The sequence below is a fragment of the Pleurocapsa minor HA4230-MV1 genome, from assembly GCA_019359095.1.
GTDB classification, from domain to species: domain Bacteria; phylum Cyanobacteriota; class Cyanobacteriia; order Cyanobacteriales; family Xenococcaceae; genus Waterburya; species Waterburya minor.
Window position 1 is genome coordinate 79,808 of record JAHHHZ010000017.1, and the last position, 22,363, is coordinate 102,170.

A 22,363-nucleotide genomic window follows, 5' to 3' on the forward strand; every position below is an offset into this window, starting at 1 on the left:
AGTATAGGGATCATGGTCAAAAGTATTCTAATTAGGTTTAAAGCAATAGTAATTGATAAACCTTTGTTTTTAGATACTAAAAATATATCTAAAGTAATATTAATGTAAGGTAATAAATATGATTTATTAAATATAGTTCAAGATTTAGACAATTGTTCAAAAGTCATGGTTGCAATTCAAGCAAAAAAAGATGATTCAGAGGTAAATTCAGTTTCCATACCTCAGAAACATGGAGAGTTAATCATCATTGGCGGTGCAGAAGATAAGGAAAATGAATGTACGATCTTACGCGAGTTCATTCGTCGCTCTGGCGGTAGACGTGCCAAAATTGCGATTATGACTGCTGCTACTAGCTTGCCAGGAGAGGTGGGAGCAATGTATAGAAATATCTTTGAAAGATTTGAAGTAGAACAGGTAGATATTATCGATACAGAAAGAAGAGAAGATGCTAGTGATTCGAGAAACCTGGAAATAATTGAACAAGCGACTGGAGTATTTTTTTCGGGAGGAGATCAATCTCGGATCACTGATTTACTCAAAGATACTGAAATCGATCGCATATTACATGAAAGACTCAAGAGTGGATTAATAATTGCTGGTACGAGTGCTGGTGCAGCCATGATGTCAGAAATTATGATTGTTGAAGGAGAAGCCGAAACACATCCGCGATTAGAAACTGTAACTTTAGAACCTGGAATGGGTTTTATACACCAAGTAGCAATCGATCAGCACTTTGCGCAACGAGGAAGATTAGGGAGGTTGGTATCAGCTTTAGTGCAACAACCTGCGGTTTTAGGAATTGGGATTGATGAGAATACAGCGATTATAGTCAATGGCGATCGCCTAGAAGTAATTGGTGAAGGTGGAGTAACTATTATCGATCTGGCAAATATCTCTCACACTAACGTTGATGAGACTTTACATGATGAAGCTTTAGCTATTTGTGGGGCAAAACTGCATATCTTACCTGATGGTTATTATTTTGATCTTCAGCAACGGGTTTCCATGCCTGCAAGACACGATTAATGAGCAATACAGACATAGAGACATTAGTTTTTGGCGGTTAAATTTTGCTGGATTAGATACCCTAATCAATAACGGTACATTGCAATTATTGAATTAATCTATGTCTCATCTCTATTTTGATGACGAATCAACTGAACGCAAATCTTTTGAGCTTCCAGGGGCAAAACCTCACTACAATCCAGATCGCCCTGGACAGGTAGAGCATATTTTTCTCGATTTGATTTTAGACATCCCTAATCAGAGTTTTCGAGGCACCTGTACGACGACAATTATTCCCGTGCGATCGCCGATTAATCTTTTGACGATGGATGCAGTGGATCTAGAAATTGAATCTGTTTTGGTTGATAGTGTTAGTCAACAGTTTGATTATGATGGCGAAAAAATTGAGATTTATTTACAGCAGGCTACCACCACTGAAGCAATTAAGGTAGAAATTGCCTACTCGGTAGATCATCCTCAACGTGGACTTTATTTTATTCAACCCACAGCAGATTATCCTGATAAACCAACTCAAGTATGGACGCAGGGAGAAGATGAAGACTCACGCTTTTGGTTTCCTTGCTTTGATTATCCTGGTCAACTGGCTACTTCTGAAATTAGAGTCCAAGTACCCACAGGTTTTAGGGCAATTTCTAATGGAGAGTTGCTAAAGACTGAATTAGTAAGTGAAGGCGTGGTTTATCATTGGTTGCAGCAGCAGGTACACCCCACCTATCTCATGACTTTAGCAGTAGGAGACTTTGCCGAAATCAAAGATGAGTGGCGCGGAAAACCCGTTAACTATTACGTTGAACAGGGAAGAGAAGCGGACGCTAAACGCAGTATGGGGAAGACTCCTCGCATGGTGGAGTTTTTATCCCAGAAATATGGTTACGATTATCCCTATCCTAAGTACGCTCAAGTCTGCGTTGATGACTTTATTTTTGGCGGGATGGAGAATACCTCCACTACCCTGTTAACAGATCGCTGTTTGCTGGATGAACGAGCAGCCAAAGACAATATGCGTACTGAAAGTTTAGTCCTGCACGAACTAGCTCATCAATGGTTTGGGGATTTAGTTGTAATTAAACACTGGTCTCACGCCTGGATTAAAGAGGGAATGGCTTCTTATGCAGAGGTGTTTTGGACAGAAGCAGAATATGGCAAGGATGATGCAGCTTATTACCTGTTAAATGAGGCTCGCACCTATATTAATGAAGATAGTACTCGTTATCGTCGTCCGATTGTGACTAATGTATATCGAGAAGCGATCGAACTGTACGATCGCCATCTTTATGAAAAGGGTGCTTGTGTCTATCATATGATTCGAGCCATTTTAGGAGATCGACTATTCGATCGGGCAATTCAAACTTTTGTTCAGGATAATGCGCATAAGACAGTAGAAACGGTGGATTTATTACGAGCGATCGAGCGAGCGACGGGTTACAACCTCATGTTCTTATTCGATCAATATGTCTTCCGTGGTGGTCACCCTGATTATAAGGTGGAATATTCTTGGGAGGTCGAGAGTAAACTGGCTAAACTTACTATTACCCAAAAGCAAGCCAAAAAAGATAGTGAAAGCAAAGAGCTATTCGATTTGAAGATTCCTGTAGCATTTGGCTATATTTCCTCAGAGTCTTCATCGCCAGAATTGAAAACTGTTTCTGTGCGTATCCATCAGCCAGAACAAAGTTTTTACTTTCCCCTAGAGAAGAAGCCCGATTTTGTTAGTTTTGATGTTAATAATAATTTTCTCAAAACGGTGGTGCTGCAATATCCAGTAGCGGAACTCAAACAGCAGTTAAAACACGATCGCGATCCTGTCTCGCGCATTTATGCTGCTGCTGCACTGGCAAAAAAAGGTGGTTTGGAAGCAATTAAAGCTTTGGCTCAATCCTTAACTGATGACTCTTTTTGGGGAGTAAGGGTTGAAGTGGCGAAAAAACTAGGCAAAATTAAGCTCAATCAGGCGTTTGATGCTTTAAAAACTGGCTTGAAAGATGAAGATGCGAGAGTACGACTAGCGGTAATTACGGCGTTGAGTAACTTCAAAACCGATCTTAGCTATGAAACTATCGCCAACTGTCTTGAGCAAGGAGATTCCAGCTACTATACCGAAGCTGCTGCTGCTCGAAGTTTGGGATCTATGGTCTCAGGTAATCTTAAAGCTAAACAACCAGAGGCGATCGCTTTACTCAAAAAAATTCTCCTAGAGCGTGCAGGGTGGAATGAAGTTGTCCGTAGTGGCGCGATTTCTGGCTTAAGTAAAATGAAAACTGCTGCTGAGGCGGTAGATATTATGATTGAATATACCAAGCCAGTCACACCACAGGCTTTAAGACTGACCTCAATCCGCTGTTTAGGCACTATTTCTACTGGTCAAACTTCTGAAAAACTAGGGGAGATCCTCGAACAGTTAGAAGCGATCGCTGGGGAGTCTTTCTTCTTAACTCAGGTGGCGGTTGTAGGAGCATTAGGACAGATGCAAACTGCCCAGGCAATTCCTCTACTTAACGATTTGGCTGCTCAAACTGCCGATGGTAGAGTGCGTCGCAGTGCAGAAGAAGCCGTAGCTAAAGTGCAAAAAAACCTGGGTGCAGAGCAAGCAGTTAAGGAATTGCGCACCGAACTAGATCAGCTCAAACAGGCAAATCAAGACTTAACCAGTAGACTGGCTAAGTTAGAAGTGTCAGCTAAAACGGGGGAATAGTTACAGAGTTACAGATTACTTTTCAGTTGATACTTTGAGGTAATCTGTAGCTTAACTGACTACGTTAGAATAGCTTTCCGATTCAGACTCAGACTGGGGTTTGGCAAAAATCATCCGTCCTGCGGAGGTTTGCAGAGAAGATGTGACTACTACCTGTAATTCTCCACCAACGCTGTCGCTACCTTCTTCCACCACCACCATCGTACCGTCTTCTAAATAGCCAATACCCTGCTCTGGTTCTTTACCCTGCTTAAGTATTTTCAACTCTAAATAATCGCCTGGAAGATAAACAGGACGAAGCGCACGAGCTAAATCATTAATATTTAAAATCTGAACTTTTTGCAGGTTTGCTACTTTACTTAAGTTGTAGTCATTGGTTAATAGAGTCCCGCTTATTTCCTGTGCCAAATTCACCAACTTCGCATCAACAGTATCAATATCTTCATAATCTGCCTTGTTAATCACAATGCGATCGGGATAGTTTTCCTGCATCTGATTGAGAATATCTAGACCTCTCCTACCACGAATCCGCTTCTGAGAATTGCTGGCATCGGCTAGATTCTGTAATTCTTGCAGGACAAACTGAGGGATCAATACTTGCCCTTCAAGAAAGCCTGTTTTCAGCAGTTCTTCCACTCTACCGTCAATAATACAGCTAGTATCCAAAATTTTAGTAGGCATTGCTTCTAGCGTGCCTTCTGCCACCAACATCGACTCAATACTATTAGGATTAATTAGGCGTAAGAAAGTTCGCCCATGAGTATCCGCCAGACTAATCCCCAAATAGGAAAACATGACGCTACCAAGTACGGCAAAAGCTGGTTTAAAAAAGCTCAACTCTTGGGGAATCGGCAGCAAAAAGACTGGTGCTAAAGTCAAATTAGCTACTAACAAACCCATCACCAGACCGATCGCTCTGGTAATAATAATTTCAATCTTAGTGTTACGGATCTGATTTTCTAAGCGACGATAGGTAGTTTGTACTACAACCCCCACCCCCAAACCGATAATGGCAGCGAATCCCGCAATTACAAAGCGCAAAGCTTCGATATTAGATACCCCTTCCAAGATATCTTTCGGTAGCAACTGTAACCCATCGAATCCGATGTTTACCGCTGCAATAATGCAAATGATAATTATGATGGCATCAACCATTGTTTTAGTTGAATAAAATGATATGAATATATTCTTCCTTTACTTTAGTAAATTCTCAAGGATTGTGTGAAAAATAACGGGAGTTCTTAATATTACTCTGGCAATTAGTCTAATTATGATGAGCCAAAATTTCAGCCTGAGAAGATTAAGAATACATTTTTGCCATAAAATTAAACAGTTTTACGCAAAAAATTACCTAAGTTAATCTTTGCCAATTAATCTTTGTTTGAGCTAAAAAAATTGCTGAATGACTATGGATATGTGCTATCAAGATTTAAGTTATACCATTTCTTCTTGAGGTTGCATTTAATATTTTCAGTTTAAATCTCGCGCAAAGTCGCAAAGACGCAAAGGGGTTAAATTTAATTTAGTGCATTGTTATAGAGAATTGGTATTCGTGCTTGAGTAGCAAATTGCTAATATCTATTTAAATCTAGTAGTCTGAGCAATTTGTGCAATTATCTTCCAGCCAATTAATGCACCCAAAGCATAATGGGGAAAATCCCACCAATCAAAGCCAGCACCCAGCAACATGCGCCAAATAAATGAAGAACGTATACTGACTGGAACTAAATAAAACCAGATCTGGCTAACCTCAATGATGCAGGTTACAGCAAATACCCACAGAGCAATTTGACCTAACTTGGTTGACTTTTTGCTGACAGGAGCAAACCAAAAGATTAATAAACACCAAAAAATCTCATACAAGACATCACCTGAATAATCTTGAATCCATTCTTGTCCGATGCCTGCATAAACTTTAGAAAAAATGCCCAACGGGATAATCAGTAGCAGTGCAAGTAGAATTAGAACTCGTTTGCCTAATAATTTTTGAACCATTAACTCTTAAAGATTGAAAAATTTAACAGTTCATCTAGCCTAATCTGTAACTACTTACACCGCCTTAAAGTTAGCAAATAACTGGTGATTATCAATTAATTTAACTACATTGAACTATTGTCTTTAAAAAGGAATTTCATCCCAATCTTCATTACCACCACTTACAGGAGCAGGTTCAGGAGTCGGTGCAGGTTCGGGGGCGACATAGGCTGGTGCAGCCTGTGGTTTAGGAGTCGGGGCAAAATCAACTACGTTGTCTGGTTGTTGAACTTGATGCGGTTCAACCGTATAACTAGAGACCCCAGCACTAACTGAACCTAGAGGATAGATGCGCGAGGCAACTAATTTAGCCCGCTTTTCTTTATATCCTTCTGGCATCTCAAACAGATTCATTGATAAGCGACCTTCAATAATAACCCGATCTCCTGCGTTGTAGGTGCTTTTAATCTCTTCAGCTAGCTTGCCCCACCCTTCTACCTGCACTTTACCAGGGTCTTCTCCCTCTTTGGTAGATTCAAACTCAACCATCATAGTAGATACGCTCACTTGATCTTGAGTAGAGCGTAGTTCGGGATCGCTGATGATCTGTGCCATCAAAATACAGCTATTCATGGGTTTGCTACTCCTTAAATATCTAAATTACTCGAAACTATGTGAACAATTGTACTATTTATTACTCTGACTTTGATCTCTCCGTAATGGTAACGGCAGTTTTTAATAATTTTGTTCGCGATCGATAAAATTTTGGACTCGCTGGCGATATTCTAACAGTTGTACATCGACCCAACAGCGATCGCCACTATTAGCATAGATATGTACCAGGGGTTCTCCTGCATCAGGTAAGATTAAAACCCAGTTGTCATTGTGCGGATTAATTATTTTTACCCCATCAATCAACTCAAGATTTTCTTTCGGGTGAGTTTCTAGCAAGTAGCGCATCAAAGAGCCTTTGACTTTCCAAGGACAGCGAACCGAGCAGGATTTATGGTAGACATTAGGTAGATCCTGACGAATATCAGCTAGCGATCGCTCTTGAATAGTCAGCATTTCAATCAGTTTCGCAATACCAAACATGGCATCAAAACCAGGATGAAGTTCGGGAAAGATAAAGCCCATCTCGCTACTACCACCTAACACCACATGGGGATTATCTCTAGATGCCTCCATTAAGGCAGTGGGATTAACTTTAGTCCGAATCACCATCCCATCATGACGACGGGCAATTTCTTCTACAGCACTTGAAGCATTGACGGGAACGACTACTGTACTGCGGGGATTAGCGGTAAAAATAGTGTTGACCATCAAGGCGGTTAAAGTTTCTCCGCGAATTGGCAATCCAGCCTCGTCTACTAAAATCAGCTGCTCTCCATTAGCAGATACTTGAGCGCCAAAATTTGCTCTTAAAGCTTCTACTACTTGCCCCAACTGATCGAGTAACACTTCTCTTTGAGTGGTTGAAATAGATGTCTCTTGCAAACTAGCATTTAGCACCACTGCATCACAGCCAAATTTGGCTAATAACTGAGGTAAAATAGCTCCTGCCACTGCGTATACATAGTCGATCACAATTTTAGAACTACTACTACGAACGGCGGCAATATTAATATACCTGGCAAAAGCACGACTATAGGTATCAAGAATTCCGCTAGGATAACTAACGCTGCCGATTTCTTGCACTGAGACTCGACGGATATCCTCTTTAAAATAGGCTCCTTCAATCTTCTTCTCTTGGGACTTAGAAATACTGATGCCCTGTCGATCAAAAAATTCAATCAGTAAATAATCAGCTCGATTGGGTTCCAAACGAATATGAATTCCGCCTATTACATCAATCATCGTGGTCATCATCGTACGGGCAATCGGAATAGCGGTAGCTTCTAGATTCTGCACATTAATTCCTGTCGACATCAATCCAGAAATGATCGCTCGACCAACCATCCGTGAGACACTACGCTGATCGCGGGAAACAATTACCGTTGAACCTAATTTTAAAGTAGAACCATAAGCAGCACCTAGCTTAACGACAAATTCAGGCGTGATGTCAATGTTGGCTAGTCCCGTTACTCCTCTTTGTCCAAAAAGGTTACGTTGGGCAGTATTACCCCAAATTAAATTAATATTGAGAATCGCCCCAGACTCGATTCTTTTACTGGGCCACACCCTAACCCCTGGAGCAATTTGAGCTTCTTCACCGACAATAGATAGGCTGCCGATTACCGAACCTTCCAAAGCTTGCGATCGCCGATCCATTCTAGTACCGCGAGAGATGGTGCAGGCACGCAAATGAGCTTCATCGCCAACGGTAGCACCATTCCAAATAATTGGTCGTTTGAGATTAGCATCAGAACCAATGGTTACATTATCACCAATGACAGTTCCTGCCTCTATTTTAACCCGCGCTCCAATCCGACAATTATCGCCAATCATTACGGGAGATTCAATCATAGCGCTAGGATCGATATAAGTATTGCTGCCAAGCCAAACGCCAGGAGACTTTTCAAGGTAGGGAAAATCTAGTTTAACTTTTTGCTCCAGTGCGTCATATTGAGCTTCACGATAAGCCTCTAGATGACCTATATCACACCAGTAACCTTCGGCAACATAGCCATACATTGCTTCTCCCTGTTCCAAGAGAATAGGGAATAAATCATTAGAAAAGTCAGACTCTTCGTTTTCTGGCAGATAATCTAACACTTCTGGCTCTAGGATATAGGTGCCAGTATTCACCGTATCTGAGAAAATTTCACTCAAAGAAGGTTTTTCCAGGAAGCGATTAATTCTACCGTCTGAATCTGTAATTACCACCCCAAAATCGACGGGGTTAGGTACACGGGTCAAAATTAAAGTAGCTTTTGATTTCTTTTCTCGGTGGAAAGCGATCGCCTCTTGTAAATTGAAGTCGGAGATCGCATCCCCACTAATGGTAATAAAAGTATCATCTAGCCAGGGCTGAATATTTTTAACACATCCTGCCGTTCCCAAAGGCTGTTCTTCCTCGACGGCATAGGTCATTTGTACCCCAAATTCACTACCATCTTGAAAATAATCCCGCATCACGTCGGGTAAGTAATAGAGTGTGGCAATAATCTCGATAATATTGTGACGTTTTAATAAATTAATAATATGTTCGGCGATGGGGCGATTGAGTATGGGAACCATCGGTTTAGGAAGATCGCAGGTCAAAGGACGTAATCTAGTGCCTGAACCACCCGCCATAAGAACTGCTCGCATTAAAACCTCCTTGAATTATTGTTAAAGCTCAAATCTTAACTGGCTTTTTAGATACCTGTATCTTAGTACTAATAACTAGGTAACCTAAGTTGCGGGTTATAAAAAAAAAGCAAAGAGAGGACAGAGACAGCAGATTGATGATGGCGATCGCCTCAGTCTAATAGTATGGAATGAGTTGTTGGGTTTCGTTCCTTTCCTCAACCCAACAACGAAAACTGGAATATTGCCAATCTTAAGGTGACAAAACCGACCCATGCTTTACGGGGTTGTAATGGATATAATCCACATTTGGTTAGTATAAAAGATTAGTCTTTATTGCCAATAAATTCTTCTATCTTTTGCCTTCGTTCAACAGTTGTTAGAATATAGCAACTACTAGTTTGTTTGGTTAGCGAGGGTAGATATGGGTTTTCTAGGATTTGTCTTGTTCGTCGTCTATGTCGGTGGGATTTGGAAGTTTTTATCGGGCTATGGTAATACTAACTTTAATGCTAGTTTGCCAGGGCGGATCGGTCTTGCTGTATTATGGCCAGTTTTAATTGCTGGGAATAAGTCCTATCGTCGCAATTTTAATAAGGCATTAAAGGGAAGATAAGTAATTAAATTATTGCCCTTAGATGGTACATGAATTCTAAAGTTTGGCTGATTGGGGGAACGAGCGACAGCGCAATTATAGCCAATATTCTGGTTGAGTCCAATATTCCCTCGATCATAACTGTGACGACAGCTACGGCTCAAGCTTTATATGGTGATAGGGCGAAGATAGTTGTCGGCTGTATGAATTTAACTGAAATGCGTTGTTTCTGCCAGCAGCATCAGATTGCGGTGGTGGTCGATGCCTCTCATCCCTACGCAACACAGGTTTCTCATCAGGCGATCGCCGTTACCCAACAATTAAATATTGCTTATCTGCGTTATGAAAGAACTCACTATCAACCCGCAATTAAAAAGGGTGTCATAGAACTAGATAGCTGGGAACGTCTTTTAACAGGTGATTATTTAACCGCTCAACGAGTACTTTTAACAGTAGGGTGCCAAGTTTTACCCAAGTTTCAATCATGGCAGAGTCGAGCTACTTTATTTGCCAGAGTTTTACCTCAAATAAAATCCTTAGAAACGGCGATCGCTTCTGGTTTTACTAGCGATCGCTTAATTGCTATCCGTCCTCCCATTAGCCTGGCGACAGAAACAGCTTTATGGCAACAGTGGCATATTTCTCTAGTAGTGACCAAAGCATCAGGTAAGGCTGGGGGAGAAGAGATAAAACGTCAAGTAGCAGCTAGCTTAGGAATTCCGCTAATTGTCATCACCCGTCCGCAAATTAGCTATCCTCGACAAACTTCGGAAATTGCCAATGTCTTGGCTTTCTGTCAAAGAGCGATCGCCAATTAGGAAATGGGAAATGGGGTCTATCCAACTGAAATTCGCTGTAAATATGCGATCGCACTCGGTGATATTTTACTATAAAGGAATATAAACCCTATTTTTGGCGCGGGTTAAAGCGGTGTAGAGCATTTTTTGCAGATCGGGACAGCCTTGGAGATCTTCCGTGTCTAAAAACACATAATCGATACTCGAACCTTGAGCTTTATGTACCGTCAAACTGTAGGCGTAGGTAACATCATCAAAAGTTCTGGATAGGTCAAAATACTTGTTCCACTGTTTTTTGGCAACGTAATCTTTGATCATTTCGTCTCTCAGTCTTTCCCCTTGTTCAGTCAACACAGATAAATTTACTTCAAACCCAGCATCAGTCTTGACGGGGAGCGAGTAATATTGATAGGCAATTTTATCAAAAGATAGCTGTTTAATCGTTGGCTGTTCGATCACCGAACATTCTTCGGAGTTATTAATCAAAACTCCCCATCTATTTTTACCTTTTTGCCCTGGACGAACACGAAACAATGGTTTTCTGGCAATTAGTCGATCTCCTGGCACGAATATTGGCGCATCTTTACCCCATAAACGCGATCGCACAAATCGATTAGCATCACCAGCAGTTTTATTGCGCCACACTAGTAATCTGGCATAGTCGGGATTGGATTTACAATCATTAGCCTGAAAATACTCAGTTACGGTTTCTAACCATTCTTTTCGCGGTTGACAAACAATTGTTCGATCTTCGCTGGTTTGGAAGGAATACATCCTGCGGGCATATAACTCATCGCTACGAATCTTCTCGGCTACGACGGCAATCTCCCCTTCATAGCGGATTATTTCATCTAACGTTGCCGTATCGTCGATCGCCTCAGAAATTGCTACCATTGGCTGCTGTTCTTTGACTGGCGGAAGTTGCGCTTCATCCCCAACAAAAATAACTTTAGTATTAATGGTAGTGGCGATCGCACTAACTATCTCTTCAAAATTGCTGCGATTAATCATGGAAAACTCATCAATGATCATCACATCGTAATCATCAAATTCAGCATCCCCAGCGGAAGTAAATTCCTCCTCTCCTGTCTCCTCATTCATTTCTGGCTGTTGACCTAAAAGTTGCGCCACAGTTTTAACGTCAATGTTAATCCCCAGAGAACTTCCCACTTGCATTAAGCTTTTAGCTGCTTTATTGGTGGGTGCAGCAATCACAAATTCAAAATCATGAGCATCTAGCCATTCGATCAAGTGACAGATTAAAAAGCTTTTTCCTGTTCCTGCATAGCCACTGAGGCGAAAGAAACTATGATTACTGCGTAAAAATGATTTTAATTTCTCTAAAGCTTGTTGTTGTGCCTTGGTTAACTTTTTGGCTGATTTTTTCGCAGTCTTACCCATCACTTACTTAATCGTTATTCCAATATGTTAAATCATAGGCAGTCCTATTTTATTCTCGAAACATAAACCAAATCTTGACGCGATCCAAATTACTTGCTGACGAGACTTTATAACCAAGACGTTGGTAGTAAGCTACGTTTTCTTCTGTCTCTGTATCGAGAGCAACACAATTAGATTCAGGATGTCGATCTGACAGGAGGTGTATATGTTCTAACAGTGCGCTACCAATACCCATCCTTTGACTACGTGGATGTACCCCAAGAGCATTAACATAAAAATGAGGCTGTGAAGGTTGGCGATCGCTCTTGAGCTTAAAATAAAGATCGAAAAATTCTGCTGCTTCTTTGCCGATCTCTTCAACCAGTCTTGCTTTAAGATGAGCTATAGCGCTTTTATCTTGGTTTTTTTCGGTTTCTGGTGGGCTGGCAAAAATAACTCCTTGTAATTCGTCTCGAACCATAGCGCCTAAAAGCAACGAATTCTGAATTGGGGAGATATCGAAAATATACTGCCAAAGAGCTTTGATCGAGCGTTTGTAGCTATTACCAAAATATAAATTCATTAACGGATCGCCATCGAAAGCAGCGATAATGACCTCAATGGCATTTTCTTTATGCTTTGCTTCTAGAGGAATAATTTTGCTCGAATTCATGGTTTTGAATTTAACTCATCATTAGTTTTTTCTTGGATAAATTGAGTAATTAATTCTGACATTCGATCGATATCAGTCAGAGAATTAGTTACATGCGGATCGAGAGCAAATATTTTAATTATAAAATTGGGTATTGGTCGAATTGTTGCATCAATTCCAGTAATTCTTCTTGACTGGGTTGTCGTCCATTTTTAGTCAGTTCCGCTAACCCTTCAAAATATTTTTCTCGTTCGTCAGCAGGACAAAACATGATTAAAAGTTTTGATCGCGTTTGTCCTGGATTAGAAAAACCATGAGGGGTATTTTCTGGAACAAGCATAAAACTTCCTGGCGTACCAAGGACTTTGCGATTATCCAACTCTAGTTCGACTTCACCTTCTACCACATAAAACATTTCTGTCAGTTGCTTGTGAATGTGTGGACTTGCACCTTTGCTTCCTGCTTCCAACACAAATTCAAATAAGCCAAAATTGCCCTGGGTATCTTTGCCAGTCGCTTTAAACGTGCAGGTACTTGTCCCAATTTGAACCGATCGCCCTTCTCCTGGTTGCAAAATAAGTGGTAACGACATATGAATCTCCTAGTTTAAAGAATTGGGAATGGCTACAACTGCATCAACTTCAAACAACATACCATCTAGTGCTAATCTCGGTACTGGAATTAGCGTCTGTGTTGGCGTTTGTTCTCCCCAGATCTCCTTGACTTCAGCGCCTAACTGTTGCAGTTTAGACTCGTTATGTTCGACAATCAACGTAGTCAGCTTAACAACTTGTTGTGGATGTGCGCCAACAGCATCTAAAGCAATACGCAGATTGGCAAAAGCTTGCTTAAGTTGAACGGCAAAATCAGCCGATAGATTGCCATTTTCATCCTCGCCACCTTGTCCTGCAATATAAATTATCTTTGCTTCAGGTGGTGCGATCGCTATATGACTGTATCCATTTGGAGTTGGATCGTATAACCCATCAGGATTAATTAATTGAGGTAAATACTCTGACATAATTTTAATTTCTTACTTCATTATCTAAATAATTATTCCTCAGATATCTCAAAAAAAATTAGCTCAAATGCAAGCCATTTTGAACGGCAATTTAAGCTAATCAAGCTAATCAATAAAATTAAAGTAATTTAGCTATTTTATAACACTTTATGAGTATGAGAATGCTGTTTAACGTTATCTTCTGTACTTACTATGCGAGGAGTATTTAATACTCTTTTTCTTTCCAAAGAATAATTAAAATCTTGTTTAACTACACCAAAAGGAATATGCGCTTGAGCTTCGGGACGACTCTTGTAAGTGCGGGTTGCTGCTGCTACTCTTTCCGCAAAGCGATCGCAGATATTAATTTCACCATCTGCCTGTAGTTCGCTAGGTATGTTAACAGTTTCGTCTTGAAAAATTTCACCTAAAGTTTTAGCACAGGCTGATTGATAGGAAGTAGGAACGCCTTTGATTAGAGCTTCTAAAGCAGCGGAAGGAATAGGTTCTAATACTGTTAGCTGTTCGATTTCTCCCTCATCTCGCACAAAACAAGTTGCTACTCCCAAAACGCAATAATCATCGGCTGCTAAATCAGTTGCTTGAGAAAACAAAGCTGTATTATTCATATATTTTTTTTAAAAATTAATCTAAATTTTGGTAACTTTTCCTAAAATACTTCTAGACCATGTTAAAAATAGTCACTACCTAAAGAAATTTAGTATAAAACCGTACTCAATTGAGCAAAATAAAGATTAATTGTGATGAAACCAAACATTTACTCTGGATCTTGATACAAAAATTAAAATTAATTTACGTAATTATGTCGAAGACGTTTGTGATTTTTTTCGTCATGATACTTTTGATCGAGTAGTTTTTATACAGTAATTGCCAGCTCAACCTAGGAATTAACAAAATCATGAGACAGTTCAAATAATGACACATGATAATTCTCTAAGCTTTTGGACAAGATAGTAAAGTAATCTGGGACAATTTTTATTTAATGTTATGCAGAGCGATCGCAATCAACAACCTCAATTAACAACAGTCAGTTTAACCACCGAACAGCGGCTCAAAAACTGTGTTAAGGCTAAAGCAAATCAAGGGGATTATGTTGTGGCGATCGCCCTGCTCGATCGGCTAATTGCTTTGCGCCCCAATCATGCCGTTAACTACAATAATCGAGGGCTGATGTATTTTCGCAATAATCAAATTATTGAAGCGCTTTGCGATCTGTCTTTGGCGTTAGAAATCAATCCTCATTTAGATAGTGCCTACAACAACCGAGCCAATTGCCATGCTGCCCAAGGAGATCTCCCAGAGGCGATCGCCGATTATGATTTAGCTTTAGATCTTAATCCTGGTAATATTCGCGCTTGGATTAATCAGGGTATTGCTTTTCGTGAATTAGAACTGTACGAACTAGGGCTAGAAAACTTCGATATTGCCCTCTTGATCGGTGATGCTCTAGAAGATAGAATTTATGCCGAAAGAGGCAGAACCTATCACTTGAGAGGCGATTGGAATTGCGCCATCTCAGATTACCAAACAGCACTTAATATTTTGACCAATAAACCCGATGAGGTTAATTATTTTTACAGGGTACAAAGTTGGTTCAATGAATTACTTAGTCCTTTAATGATTAGTCATTACTAAAGAATGTTACATATATGAATATTATTTGAAAATATATTGTTGTCTGGCAGCATAAATCTGCTATGATCCCCAGGAAAGTTGGATTTTACACGCCCAACTAACTATTCACTCCTGAGCCAAAAACTTTTCTTTGGCTACGTTTTTATCACGCGCTTACTTCACACACTAGGAGCCTAAGCTATGAATCTTGAGTCTAACCAATTATCTCTGGAGCAAGAATTTATGCACCAGGTATTTACGACAAAAATAAAAAATTTATCTTCTGAGGAAACTAAAGAATTATTAATTAAATTTCATAAGCAAATGTTATTTAAAGATAACTTTTATCGTCAGCGATCGCATAAAAGCAAAAAAATTATCCAGCGAAATATTGGCTAATTAGGCTTGAGATTGAATTAATGAAGATTAAATTGATTGGTGAGAATTAGAAACTGAGGCGATATATTTGATAATATGTCTCTCTTTCTAGATCAATAACATGAGCCCTAAAGGATTCCTAAAGGATACCGCTCCGCATATAGCTCCGCGTCACGATCGCCATTCTTTTATCCGTTCCGATCTAGCCCAGCTGGCAGCCTATACACCTCATCCAGGGGGTGAAAGTACTGCTATTGTCGATCATTTAGACACCAACGAAAGCCCCTTAGATCTACCCGCAGAAATCAAGTCTAAACTAGCATGGACATATCAGCAGGAAATTGAGGCTAATCGCTATCCTGATGGTAGTCATCATGAATTAAAGAGTTTAATTGCCGATTACGTTGTCGAGTCGGCTAAGTTAAGTGATTTAGATTTAACTAGCGCCAATATTTCGGTGGGGAATGGCTCAGATGAGCTGATTCGCTCCTTGCTGATTGCTACTTGTCTTGGGGGGGAAGGTTCGATCTTAGTATCTACCCCAACTTTTTCGATGTATGGCATCCTCGCCAGGACTTTGGGCATTCCTGTAATCACGGTTTCAAGACAAGAAGATTTTAGCTTAGATTGCAATCTGGCTCAATTAGCGATCGCCGAAACTCAAGAACCCCCTATACGGGTAGTATTTATGGTACATCCCAATTCTCCTACGGGAAATGCCCTGACAAATCAGGAGCTAGAATGGTTAAAAAGCCTGCCTGAGAATATTTTAGTTGTAATTGATGAGGCGTACTTTGAGTTTAGCCAAACCTCGGCGGTTAGTGAGTTAGCCCAACGTAGTAACTGGATTGTCCTGCGTACCTTTTCCAAAGCCTTTCGTTTAGCAGCTCATCGTGTAGGATATGCGATCGCTAATCCCGATTTAATCAGTGTCTTAGAAAAAGTTCGTTTACCTTATAATCTTCCTAGCTTTTCTCAAGTAGCAGCCAAGGTAGCTCTCCAGCAACGCGAGCTATTACTACCCTTAGTTGAGCAAACTATTGTCGAAAGAGAAAGAGTCTATGGAATTTTGCAAGCAAACGATAGCTTTCAAGTATGGCAGAGTCAGGCTAATTTTCTGTATTTGCGCTTACAAGATACTAGTCAACAGGAGCAGATTTTAGCCAATATTACCCAAAAGCTCAAAGCAGCAGGAACTCTAATTCGTCATACGGGGGGTGGTTTACGCATCACCATTGGTACTGCCACAGAAAACGATCGCACTCTCCAAAGGCTAACTGAAATAGTGAACCTAGAGCTTAGAACTTAGAGCCTAGAGCCTAGAGCCTAGAGCTTTTAAACAATTTAAATTACTTAAAAACACAATAATCCTCAAAACTATGAGCATGAGATGAGAGAATAAAAAGCTATGATAACTGATTGCAGTAGGATATGAGTTTAGATTGGATTAATCGTGCCGAACGTTTAGATGCCCTGCCCCCTTACGTATTTGCTCGTTTAGACGAATTAAAAGCCCGCGCCAGGGAACAAGGATTAGATTTAATTGATTTAGGGATGGGAAACCCCGACGGATCTGCCCCTCAGCCTGTAATTGAGGCGGCGATCGCTGCTTTGCAAAATCCTGATAATCATGGCTATCCACCCTTTGAGGGAACAGCGAGTTTTCGTCAGGCAATTACGACTTGGTATCAAAGATGTTATGGCGTGGAGCTAAATCCTGATAGTGAAGCTCTACCCTTAATCGGCTCTAAAGAGGGTTTGGGGCATTTGGCTTTAGCCTATGTAAATCCAGGAGATGTTGTTTTAGTTCCCACTCCTTCTTATCCTGCTCATTTTCGGGGCCCATTGATCGCAGGAGCAAAAATTCAGCCAATCCATCTTACGGCAGAACAAAACTGGTTAATTGACCTGAGTACGATTCCCGAAGATGTGGCGAGGCAAGCCAAAATTCTTTATTTTAATTATCCCAATAATCCAACTACCGCTACTGCACCACGGGAGTTTTACGAAGAGGTAGTTAAATTTGCCCGTCACTATGAAATATTGCTAGTTCACGATCTTTGCTATGCGGAGTTAGCTTTTGATGGTTATCAACCCACATCGCTACTAGAAATACCAGGAGCAAAAGAAATTGGCGTTGAGTTTCATACTCTGTCCAAGACTTATAATATGGCTGGTTGGCGTGTTGGGTTTGTGGTTGGCAACTCAAATGTGATTCAGGGATTACGCACCCTCAAAACTAATCTAGATTACGGTATTTTCTCGGCGATCCAAAAGGCAGCGGAAACTGCTTTACAGTTACCAGATGAGTATATTAAAGAAGTACAGCACCGCTATCGTACTAGGAGAGATTTTCTGATTAAAGGCTTGGGTGAATTAGGGTGGGATATCCCAGTTTCTCAAGCAACTATGTATCTCTGGGTTAAAACGCCCGTGGGGCAAGGTTCAACGGAATTTGCCCTCGATGTGCTACAGCAGACAGGGGTGGTAATTACCCCAGGCAACGCCTTTGGTGAAGCGGGAGAAGGTTATGTGCGGATTAGTTTGATTGCCGATTGCGATCGCCTAGGAGAAGTACTACGAAGATTTAAACAAGCAGGTATCTGTTATCAGTAATTAGTAATTAGTAATTAGTAATCAATTATGCAAATTAGACGTAGAAATCCTAATCCCAAAGTCAATTCGGGCGAAGTAGAATATCGCTCAAAAATTCCCAACACCGAACCGAATAATATCCTCGAAGAAATCATCTGGTACAAGGAAGTTGAGGTAGAAGGAATGCGCGATCGCTTGCCCTTATTACAGCTACGGGAGCAGGTACAGAAAGTTGCACCACCTTTGGACTTTTTAGCTGCTTTGCGCGATGCTAAGACTCATCCTGCTTTGATTGCTGAAGTTAAAAAAGCTTCTCCTTCTAAGGGAGTCATTAAAGCCGACTTTAATCCTGTAGCGATCGCTAAAGCTTACGCTGACGGTGGTGCTAGCTGTTTATCGGTTTTGACTGATAGCAAATTTTTTCAAGGCAGTTTTGATAATCTTGGTTTAATTAGAGCCGAGGTTGATTTACCCCTGCTGTGTAAGGAGTTTATTATTTACCCTTACCAAATTTATTATGCCCGCGCCAAGGGTGCAGATGCGGTGTTGTTGATTGCTGCGGTACTGGAAAATAAAGATCTCAATTACTTCATCAAAATTACCAAGGCATTAGGCATGACTCCTCTAATTGAGGTGCATACCCTAGAAGAATTAGATCGGGTGCTAGAAATCGCTGGAGTAGAGTTGATTGGCATTAACAATCGCAATTTAGAAGACTTTAGCGTTAATCTCCAAACTACCACCGATATTTTGGCTGCGAGAAAAGAAATGCTAGAACAGCGAGACATTCTGATCGTCAGCGAATCTGGTTTACATACCGCCACTGATCTAAACACCGTAAAAGAAGCAGGAGCAAAAGCTGTTTTAATCGGCGAATCATTAATAAAACAAGATAATTTGGTACAGGCGATCCGAAGGCTACGCGAAGCGTAATCGCTAATTTATTTACCGTTTAAATTTTGCTATTTAAATTCAAGATTTACAGCGCATTTCAGTTGGACAGAACCCATTACCCATTACCCATTACCCATTACTTCGATAAACTGATGTGTCTACTCAATTGAAAACTGCTGTAAGCAGTTAAACGTCTGATGTAAATTATGAATGTTGAAGCAGCATTAATTTTGGTGGATCGTGAAGTTTATCGCTATACCAATAAGCATCTTACTGATATACAACATGCTGTAATTACCAATGTTTTATTCGGTCGTAAATATCTCGCTATTGCGGATCAATATGGCTGTACTGAAGGACATGTTAAGGATACAGCCTACTTATTATGGAAACTGCTAGCTCAAGCTTGGGGAGAAAAAGTTACTAAAAGCAACTTGCGAAGTTTGGTTACAAAGCAGTTACAGTTACTTGAGAACGATCAAACTACTGTTGATTCGGCGGAGGCTGTAGTTAATTTAGTTATCCCAGCCAAACCAGGTTTTGTCGGTAGACAACGGGCGATCGCTAATCTGCAAAATTTAGTTGCTCAAGGTAATAAAATCATTGTCTTACAAGGAGAAGGCGGGATCGGCAAAACTACCCTGGCACAAAAGTTTCTTGCTAGTCAAAATTTGGCTTTGAACTTAGAAGTTTTGATGGCGAAGGAAACGACGAATATAGTAGCAGTGGCTTCTGTGGTGGAAGAATGGCTACAGCGCGATTTACACGAAGATTCAGGCAAAGAATTTGGCGTTACCCTGGCTCGCTTTAAAAGGTGTCTAGAACAACGTCCTGTTGGCATTTTGATTGATAATCTAGAGCCAGCTTTAGATAAAAACGGCAGATTTATTCCTCACCATCGAGACTATTTGGAACTGCTGCGGATCTTAGGTGATGCCAAAGTCCAATCCACTACCATTATTACTAGTCGCGATCGCCTTTGTGAAGCCGACTTGGATCTAGAACATTACCGTCTGGTTGGTTTGGATCTGGCAGCTTGGCAGGAATATTTTCAGGGGTATGCGATCGATTGTGGCAAGGTGCTAACTCAAATCCATCAAACCTATGGTGGTAATGCTAAAGCGATGGGAATACTCTGTGGTATTGTCCAAGAAGACTATGATGGTGATTTGACCCAATATTGGCAAGAAAACGGTCACGATCCTTTAATGGAAACTGATTTAACTAATCTGGTAGCCAGTCAATTCGATCGTCTTCAGCAACTAGATCCTCAAGCTTATAAACTACTGTGTCGTTTGGGTTGCTATCGCTATCAAGATTTAGCCACAGTATCCCTAGAGGGGTTGTTATGTCTGCTGTGGGACGTTCCGACAAAACCCCGACAGGTAATTAAATCCTTGCGTAATCGTTCCCTGTTAGAATTTGCCCAAGGTCAATACTGGCTACATCCAATGGTACAGGCAGAGGCTAAATTAAGATTACAGTCCATCCCAAACGATTGGTTGCAGGCACATCAACAAATTGCCGATTTTCTCACCCAGAGCGTTACCAGAATCAATCAGATTCAAGATGGCTTAACTGCTTTGGAAGCCTACTATCACTATCTCGCCATTGCCGATTATGCTGCTGCTGCGAAGGTAATTCTGCGCAGTCGGGAAAACCAGTGGGGACAATACTTAACCCTAGGAACAACCCTCTATCGCCTGGGAATCATTGAGCCACTATCGATCGCTATTCATCAGATTATCGATCGCATTGAACACACTCGCCATCGGAGTGAATTAAATAATATCCTGGGGGATTTATACTGGACAACGGGTAAAGTTCATCGAGCGATCGCTTTTCAACAACAAACGATCACCACCAGTCGCCACAATCAGCAACAGATCGAACCCAACCAAGAAAATCGCCACGATTTATACTATTGGCGCATGTTAGAAGTAGATTCCCTGCTTAGTTTGGGACTATACAACATCGACCTCTGGGAACTGTCTACCGCAGCCGAATTATTTCAGCAAGCGATTAATTTAGCTCATAATACAAAGCATCATCCGTGGTCAGAAAAAGCTAGTTTAGGCTTATCTTTGGTTAATTCTTACCAACCCAAAAGTGCCTGCGATCCCAACACTTCCCGCCTCTACCGCCTGATTATTGAACTCGAAGATCCGACCTATAATACAGGACGTTTTGCCTACTTTATGCAGATGTTAGGACGAATATTCTGCAATCAACAACAGCTCGAACCTGCGAGAAAAATATGGCAAAGAGCGATCGCTTTTTCCCAGTCTAGTCACTACACCCAAATTAAAGCCAAATCTTTTACTGGTTTGGGCAATATCGAGAGTCTCAGAGATAACTTTATTCAGGCTAATATCTATCATCAACAAGCAGTTGTGTTACTAGAAAAAATTGCTGCCAAATGTGACCTGGCAGAAGCTTATTTTCAGTGGGGAATTACACTACAAGCTAATAGTCAAGATCAGAGTAAAAAATGTTTTCACAAGGCGATCGCTATTTATCAAACTATTCCTGCACCCAAACAAGTTGCCAGAGTAGAAAAATACTTAACGACATAAAATATAGCAATACCAAACAATGTTATGACATTTTTTACCTCCTACCTCCTACCTCCTACCTACGAAATGACATATTGCCTGGGAATTATTAATAAATTTGGCATTGTAATGGCTGGCGATTCTCGCACTAATGCAGGAGTGGATAACATCTCTGCTTATAAAAAGCTATTTGATTTATCTTTGCCTGGAGAAAGAGTCATTGTCATTTGTGCTTCAGGAAGTCTTTCCGTAACTCAAGGAGTATTAACTCGACTCAATCGTGATATTCAAAACCAAGCAGATAAAAATTTGCATACTCTACCTACCATGTATGACATTGCTGCCTATATAGGTAGTAAAAGTAGGGAAATCCAAGAACTAGACCGTCCTTGGTTAGAAAAAGACAATATTAGCTTTAGGTGTAATTTTTTATTGGGAGGGCAAATTATCGGCGAAGAACCACAGCTGTATCTAATTTATCCCCAAGGAAACTTCATTCAAGCAACTAAAGAAACTCCTTTTTTGCAAATTGGCGAGACTAAATACGGTAAACCCATTATCGATCGCACCATCACCTATGAAACTCCCCTAGAAGCTGCTGCCAAATGCGCCTTGCTGTCAATTGATTCCACTATGAAATCAAATATTTCAGTCGGGCCACCAATCAATCTGGTGATGTATAAAACCGACAGCTTTGAACTACGCAATAGCCTAGAACTCCGTCTTGGTGCGCCTTATATCGCCAAAATTCGTAATCTTTGGGAAAATTCTGTTCGCCAAGCTTTTGAAGCGATGCCCGACATTGAATGGGAAAATGAAAATGCATTAGGTGAACCAAGGGAAAATATTTACTTGGATTAATAAACATCTAAATCTATAATTTGTCACCAATGCCCATTACCCATTACTTTGATAAATTCATGTGTCTACTCAACTGAAAACTACTGTAATTCAGTCTT

The 22,363-nt window shown here is 40.6% G+C and carries 20 protein-coding genes; 11 read left to right on the forward strand and 9 right to left on the reverse strand.

Going from position 1 to position 22,363, the window contains the following annotated elements; all coding sequences use genetic code 11:
- Positions 1–165: 165 nt before the first annotated feature.
- Both KME09_07620 and KME09_07625 read left to right on the forward strand, forming a co-directional pair.
- Complete coding sequence (locus tag KME09_07620) at positions 166–1,026, forward strand: cyanophycinase (GenBank protein MBW4533791.1); 861 nt, start codon at positions 166–168, stop codon at positions 1,024–1,026.
- A 100-nt stretch (positions 1,027–1,126) separates the two neighbouring features.
- Positions 1,127–3,718 (forward strand): M1 family metallopeptidase, encoded by a 2,592-nt coding sequence (locus KME09_07625; GenBank protein ID MBW4533792.1) that lies wholly within the window; start codon positions 1,127–1,129, stop codon positions 3,716–3,718.
- Between the two features lie 51 nt (positions 3,719–3,769).
- On the opposite strand, the gene KME09_07630 is transcribed toward KME09_07625, so the two are convergent.
- The 4 genes from KME09_07630 to KME09_07645 all read right to left on the reverse strand — a co-directional run bounded on the left by KME09_07630 (position 3,770) and on the right by KME09_07645 (position 8,944).
- Positions 3,770–4,873 (reverse strand): PIN/TRAM domain-containing protein, encoded by a 1,104-nt coding sequence (locus KME09_07630; protein ID MBW4533793.1) that lies wholly within the window; start codon positions 4,871–4,873, stop codon positions 3,770–3,772.
- A 423-nt stretch (positions 4,874–5,296) separates the two neighbouring features.
- Positions 5,297–5,713, reverse strand: coding sequence for a DUF2809 domain-containing protein (locus tag KME09_07635; GenBank protein MBW4533794.1), 417 nt, complete (start codon positions 5,711–5,713; stop codon positions 5,297–5,299).
- Between the two features lie 123 nt (positions 5,714–5,836).
- A complete protein-coding gene (locus KME09_07640; GenBank protein MBW4533795.1) occupies positions 5,837–6,325 on the reverse strand; it encodes a single-stranded DNA-binding protein in 489 nt (162 codons plus the stop codon).
- Positions 6,326–6,427: 102 nt separating this feature from the next.
- The gene (locus tag KME09_07645) at positions 6,428–8,944 is read right to left on the reverse strand and encodes a mannose-1-phosphate guanyltransferase (GenBank protein ID MBW4533796.1); all 2,517 of its coding nucleotides are present in this window, start codon (positions 8,942–8,944) and stop codon (positions 6,428–6,430) included.
- 403 nt (positions 8,945–9,347) lie between these two features.
- Here KME09_07645 and KME09_07650 point away from each other — a divergent pair, with 403 nt between their 5' ends.
- Positions 9,348–9,539, forward strand: a complete 192-nt coding sequence (locus tag KME09_07650; GenBank protein MBW4533797.1) for a hypothetical protein — start codon at positions 9,348–9,350, stop codon at positions 9,537–9,539.
- Positions 9,540–9,568: 29 nt separating this feature from the next.
- On the forward strand, positions 9,569–10,336 hold the full coding sequence (locus tag KME09_07655; GenBank protein MBW4533798.1) for a cobalt-precorrin-6A reductase: 768 nt from the start codon (positions 9,569–9,571) through the stop codon (positions 10,334–10,336).
- 69 nt (positions 10,337–10,405) lie between these two features.
- Here KME09_07655 and KME09_07660 read toward each other — a convergent pair whose 3' ends face one another.
- The 5 genes from KME09_07660 to KME09_07680 all read right to left on the reverse strand — a co-directional run bounded on the left by KME09_07660 (position 10,406) and on the right by KME09_07680 (position 13,976).
- Entirely contained in the window at positions 10,406–11,716 is a 1,311-nt protein-coding gene (locus KME09_07660; GenBank protein MBW4533799.1) for an AAA family ATPase, read from the reverse strand.
- A gap of 49 nt (positions 11,717–11,765) precedes the next feature.
- Positions 11,766–12,368, reverse strand: coding sequence for a GNAT family N-acetyltransferase (locus KME09_07665; GenBank protein ID MBW4533800.1), 603 nt, complete (start codon positions 12,366–12,368; stop codon positions 11,766–11,768).
- 118 nt (positions 12,369–12,486) lie between these two features.
- A complete protein-coding gene (locus KME09_07670; GenBank protein ID MBW4533801.1) occupies positions 12,487–12,939 on the reverse strand; it encodes a cupin domain-containing protein in 453 nt (150 codons plus the stop codon).
- Positions 12,940–12,948: 9 nt separating this feature from the next.
- The gene (locus KME09_07675) at positions 12,949–13,368 is read right to left on the reverse strand and encodes a RidA family protein (protein MBW4533802.1); all 420 of its coding nucleotides are present in this window, start codon (positions 13,366–13,368) and stop codon (positions 12,949–12,951) included.
- 137 nt (positions 13,369–13,505) lie between these two features.
- A complete protein-coding gene (locus tag KME09_07680) occupies positions 13,506–13,976 on the reverse strand; it encodes a hypothetical protein (GenBank protein MBW4533803.1) in 471 nt (156 codons plus the stop codon).
- A gap of 379 nt (positions 13,977–14,355) precedes the next feature.
- On the opposite strand from KME09_07680, the gene KME09_07685 reads away from it, so the two are divergent.
- The 7 genes from KME09_07685 (at position 14,356) to KME09_07715 (ending at position 22,265) form a co-directional block, all read left to right on the forward strand.
- Complete coding sequence (locus KME09_07685) at positions 14,356–15,003, forward strand: tetratricopeptide repeat protein (GenBank protein ID MBW4533804.1); 648 nt, start codon at positions 14,356–14,358, stop codon at positions 15,001–15,003.
- A gap of 180 nt (positions 15,004–15,183) precedes the next feature.
- On the forward strand, positions 15,184–15,381 hold the full coding sequence (locus KME09_07690; protein ID MBW4533805.1) for an NblA/ycf18 family protein: 198 nt from the start codon (positions 15,184–15,186) through the stop codon (positions 15,379–15,381).
- Positions 15,382–15,481: 100 nt separating this feature from the next.
- The gene (locus tag KME09_07695; protein MBW4533806.1) at positions 15,482–16,669 is read left to right on the forward strand and encodes a histidinol-phosphate transaminase; all 1,188 of its coding nucleotides are present in this window, start codon (positions 15,482–15,484) and stop codon (positions 16,667–16,669) included.
- A 122-nt stretch (positions 16,670–16,791) separates the two neighbouring features.
- A complete protein-coding gene (locus tag KME09_07700; protein MBW4533807.1) occupies positions 16,792–17,976 on the forward strand; it encodes an aspartate aminotransferase in 1,185 nt (394 codons plus the stop codon).
- Between the two features lie 27 nt (positions 17,977–18,003).
- On the forward strand, positions 18,004–18,888 hold the full coding sequence (gene trpC, locus KME09_07705; protein ID MBW4533808.1) for an indole-3-glycerol phosphate synthase TrpC: 885 nt from the start codon (positions 18,004–18,006) through the stop codon (positions 18,886–18,888).
- A gap of 167 nt (positions 18,889–19,055) precedes the next feature.
- Complete coding sequence (locus tag KME09_07710; GenBank protein ID MBW4533809.1) at positions 19,056–21,425, forward strand: ATP-binding protein; 2,370 nt, start codon at positions 19,056–19,058, stop codon at positions 21,423–21,425.
- Between the two features lie 66 nt (positions 21,426–21,491).
- The gene (locus KME09_07715; GenBank protein ID MBW4533810.1) at positions 21,492–22,265 is read left to right on the forward strand and encodes a proteasome-type protease; all 774 of its coding nucleotides are present in this window, start codon (positions 21,492–21,494) and stop codon (positions 22,263–22,265) included.
- Positions 22,266–22,363 lie beyond the last annotated feature (98 nt).

Excerpts from the sequence above, each read along its gene's own strand:
- KME09_07665 (MBW4533800.1), bottom strand. The coding sequence starts at position 12,368 with ATGAATTCGAGCAAAATTATTCCTCTAGAAGCAAAGCATAAAGAAAAT.
- KME09_07685 (MBW4533804.1), top strand. The coding sequence starts at position 14,356 with ATGCAGAGCGATCGCAATCAACAACCTCAATTAACAACAGTCAGTTTA.
- KME09_07710 (MBW4533809.1), top strand. The coding sequence starts at position 19,056 with ATGAATGTTGAAGCAGCATTAATTTTGGTGGATCGTGAAGTTTATCGC.
- KME09_07625 (MBW4533792.1), top strand. The coding sequence starts at position 1,127 with ATGTCTCATCTCTATTTTGATGACGAATCAACTGAACGCAAATCTTTT.
- KME09_07620 (MBW4533791.1), top strand. The coding sequence starts at position 166 with ATGGTTGCAATTCAAGCAAAAAAAGATGATTCAGAGGTAAATTCAGTT.
- KME09_07700 (MBW4533807.1), top strand. The coding sequence starts at position 16,792 with ATGAGTTTAGATTGGATTAATCGTGCCGAACGTTTAGATGCCCTGCCC.
- KME09_07675 (MBW4533802.1), bottom strand. The coding sequence starts at position 13,368 with ATGTCAGAGTATTTACCTCAATTAATTAATCCTGATGGGTTATACGAT.
- KME09_07630 (MBW4533793.1), bottom strand. The coding sequence starts at position 4,873 with ATGGTTGATGCCATCATAATTATCATTTGCATTATTGCAGCGGTAAAC.
- KME09_07660 (MBW4533799.1), bottom strand. The coding sequence starts at position 11,716 with ATGGGTAAGACTGCGAAAAAATCAGCCAAAAAGTTAACCAAGGCACAA.
- KME09_07715 (MBW4533810.1), top strand. The coding sequence starts at position 21,492 with ATGACATATTGCCTGGGAATTATTAATAAATTTGGCATTGTAATGGCT.
- KME09_07640 (MBW4533795.1), bottom strand. The coding sequence starts at position 6,325 with ATGAATAGCTGTATTTTGATGGCACAGATCATCAGCGATCCCGAACTA.
- KME09_07690 (MBW4533805.1), top strand. The coding sequence starts at position 15,184 with ATGAATCTTGAGTCTAACCAATTATCTCTGGAGCAAGAATTTATGCAC.
- KME09_07645 (MBW4533796.1), bottom strand. The coding sequence starts at position 8,944 with ATGCGAGCAGTTCTTATGGCGGGTGGTTCAGGCACTAGATTACGTCCT.
- KME09_07635 (MBW4533794.1), bottom strand. The coding sequence starts at position 5,713 with ATGGTTCAAAAATTATTAGGCAAACGAGTTCTAATTCTACTTGCACTG.
- trpC (MBW4533808.1), top strand. The coding sequence starts at position 18,004 with ATGCAAATTAGACGTAGAAATCCTAATCCCAAAGTCAATTCGGGCGAA.
- KME09_07655 (MBW4533798.1), top strand. The coding sequence starts at position 9,569 with ATGAATTCTAAAGTTTGGCTGATTGGGGGAACGAGCGACAGCGCAATT.
- KME09_07680 (MBW4533803.1), bottom strand. The coding sequence starts at position 13,976 with ATGAATAATACAGCTTTGTTTTCTCAAGCAACTGATTTAGCAGCCGAT.
- KME09_07695 (MBW4533806.1), top strand. The coding sequence starts at position 15,482 with ATGAGCCCTAAAGGATTCCTAAAGGATACCGCTCCGCATATAGCTCCG.
- KME09_07650 (MBW4533797.1), top strand. The coding sequence starts at position 9,348 with ATGGGTTTTCTAGGATTTGTCTTGTTCGTCGTCTATGTCGGTGGGATT.
- KME09_07670 (MBW4533801.1), bottom strand. The coding sequence starts at position 12,939 with ATGTCGTTACCACTTATTTTGCAACCAGGAGAAGGGCGATCGGTTCAA.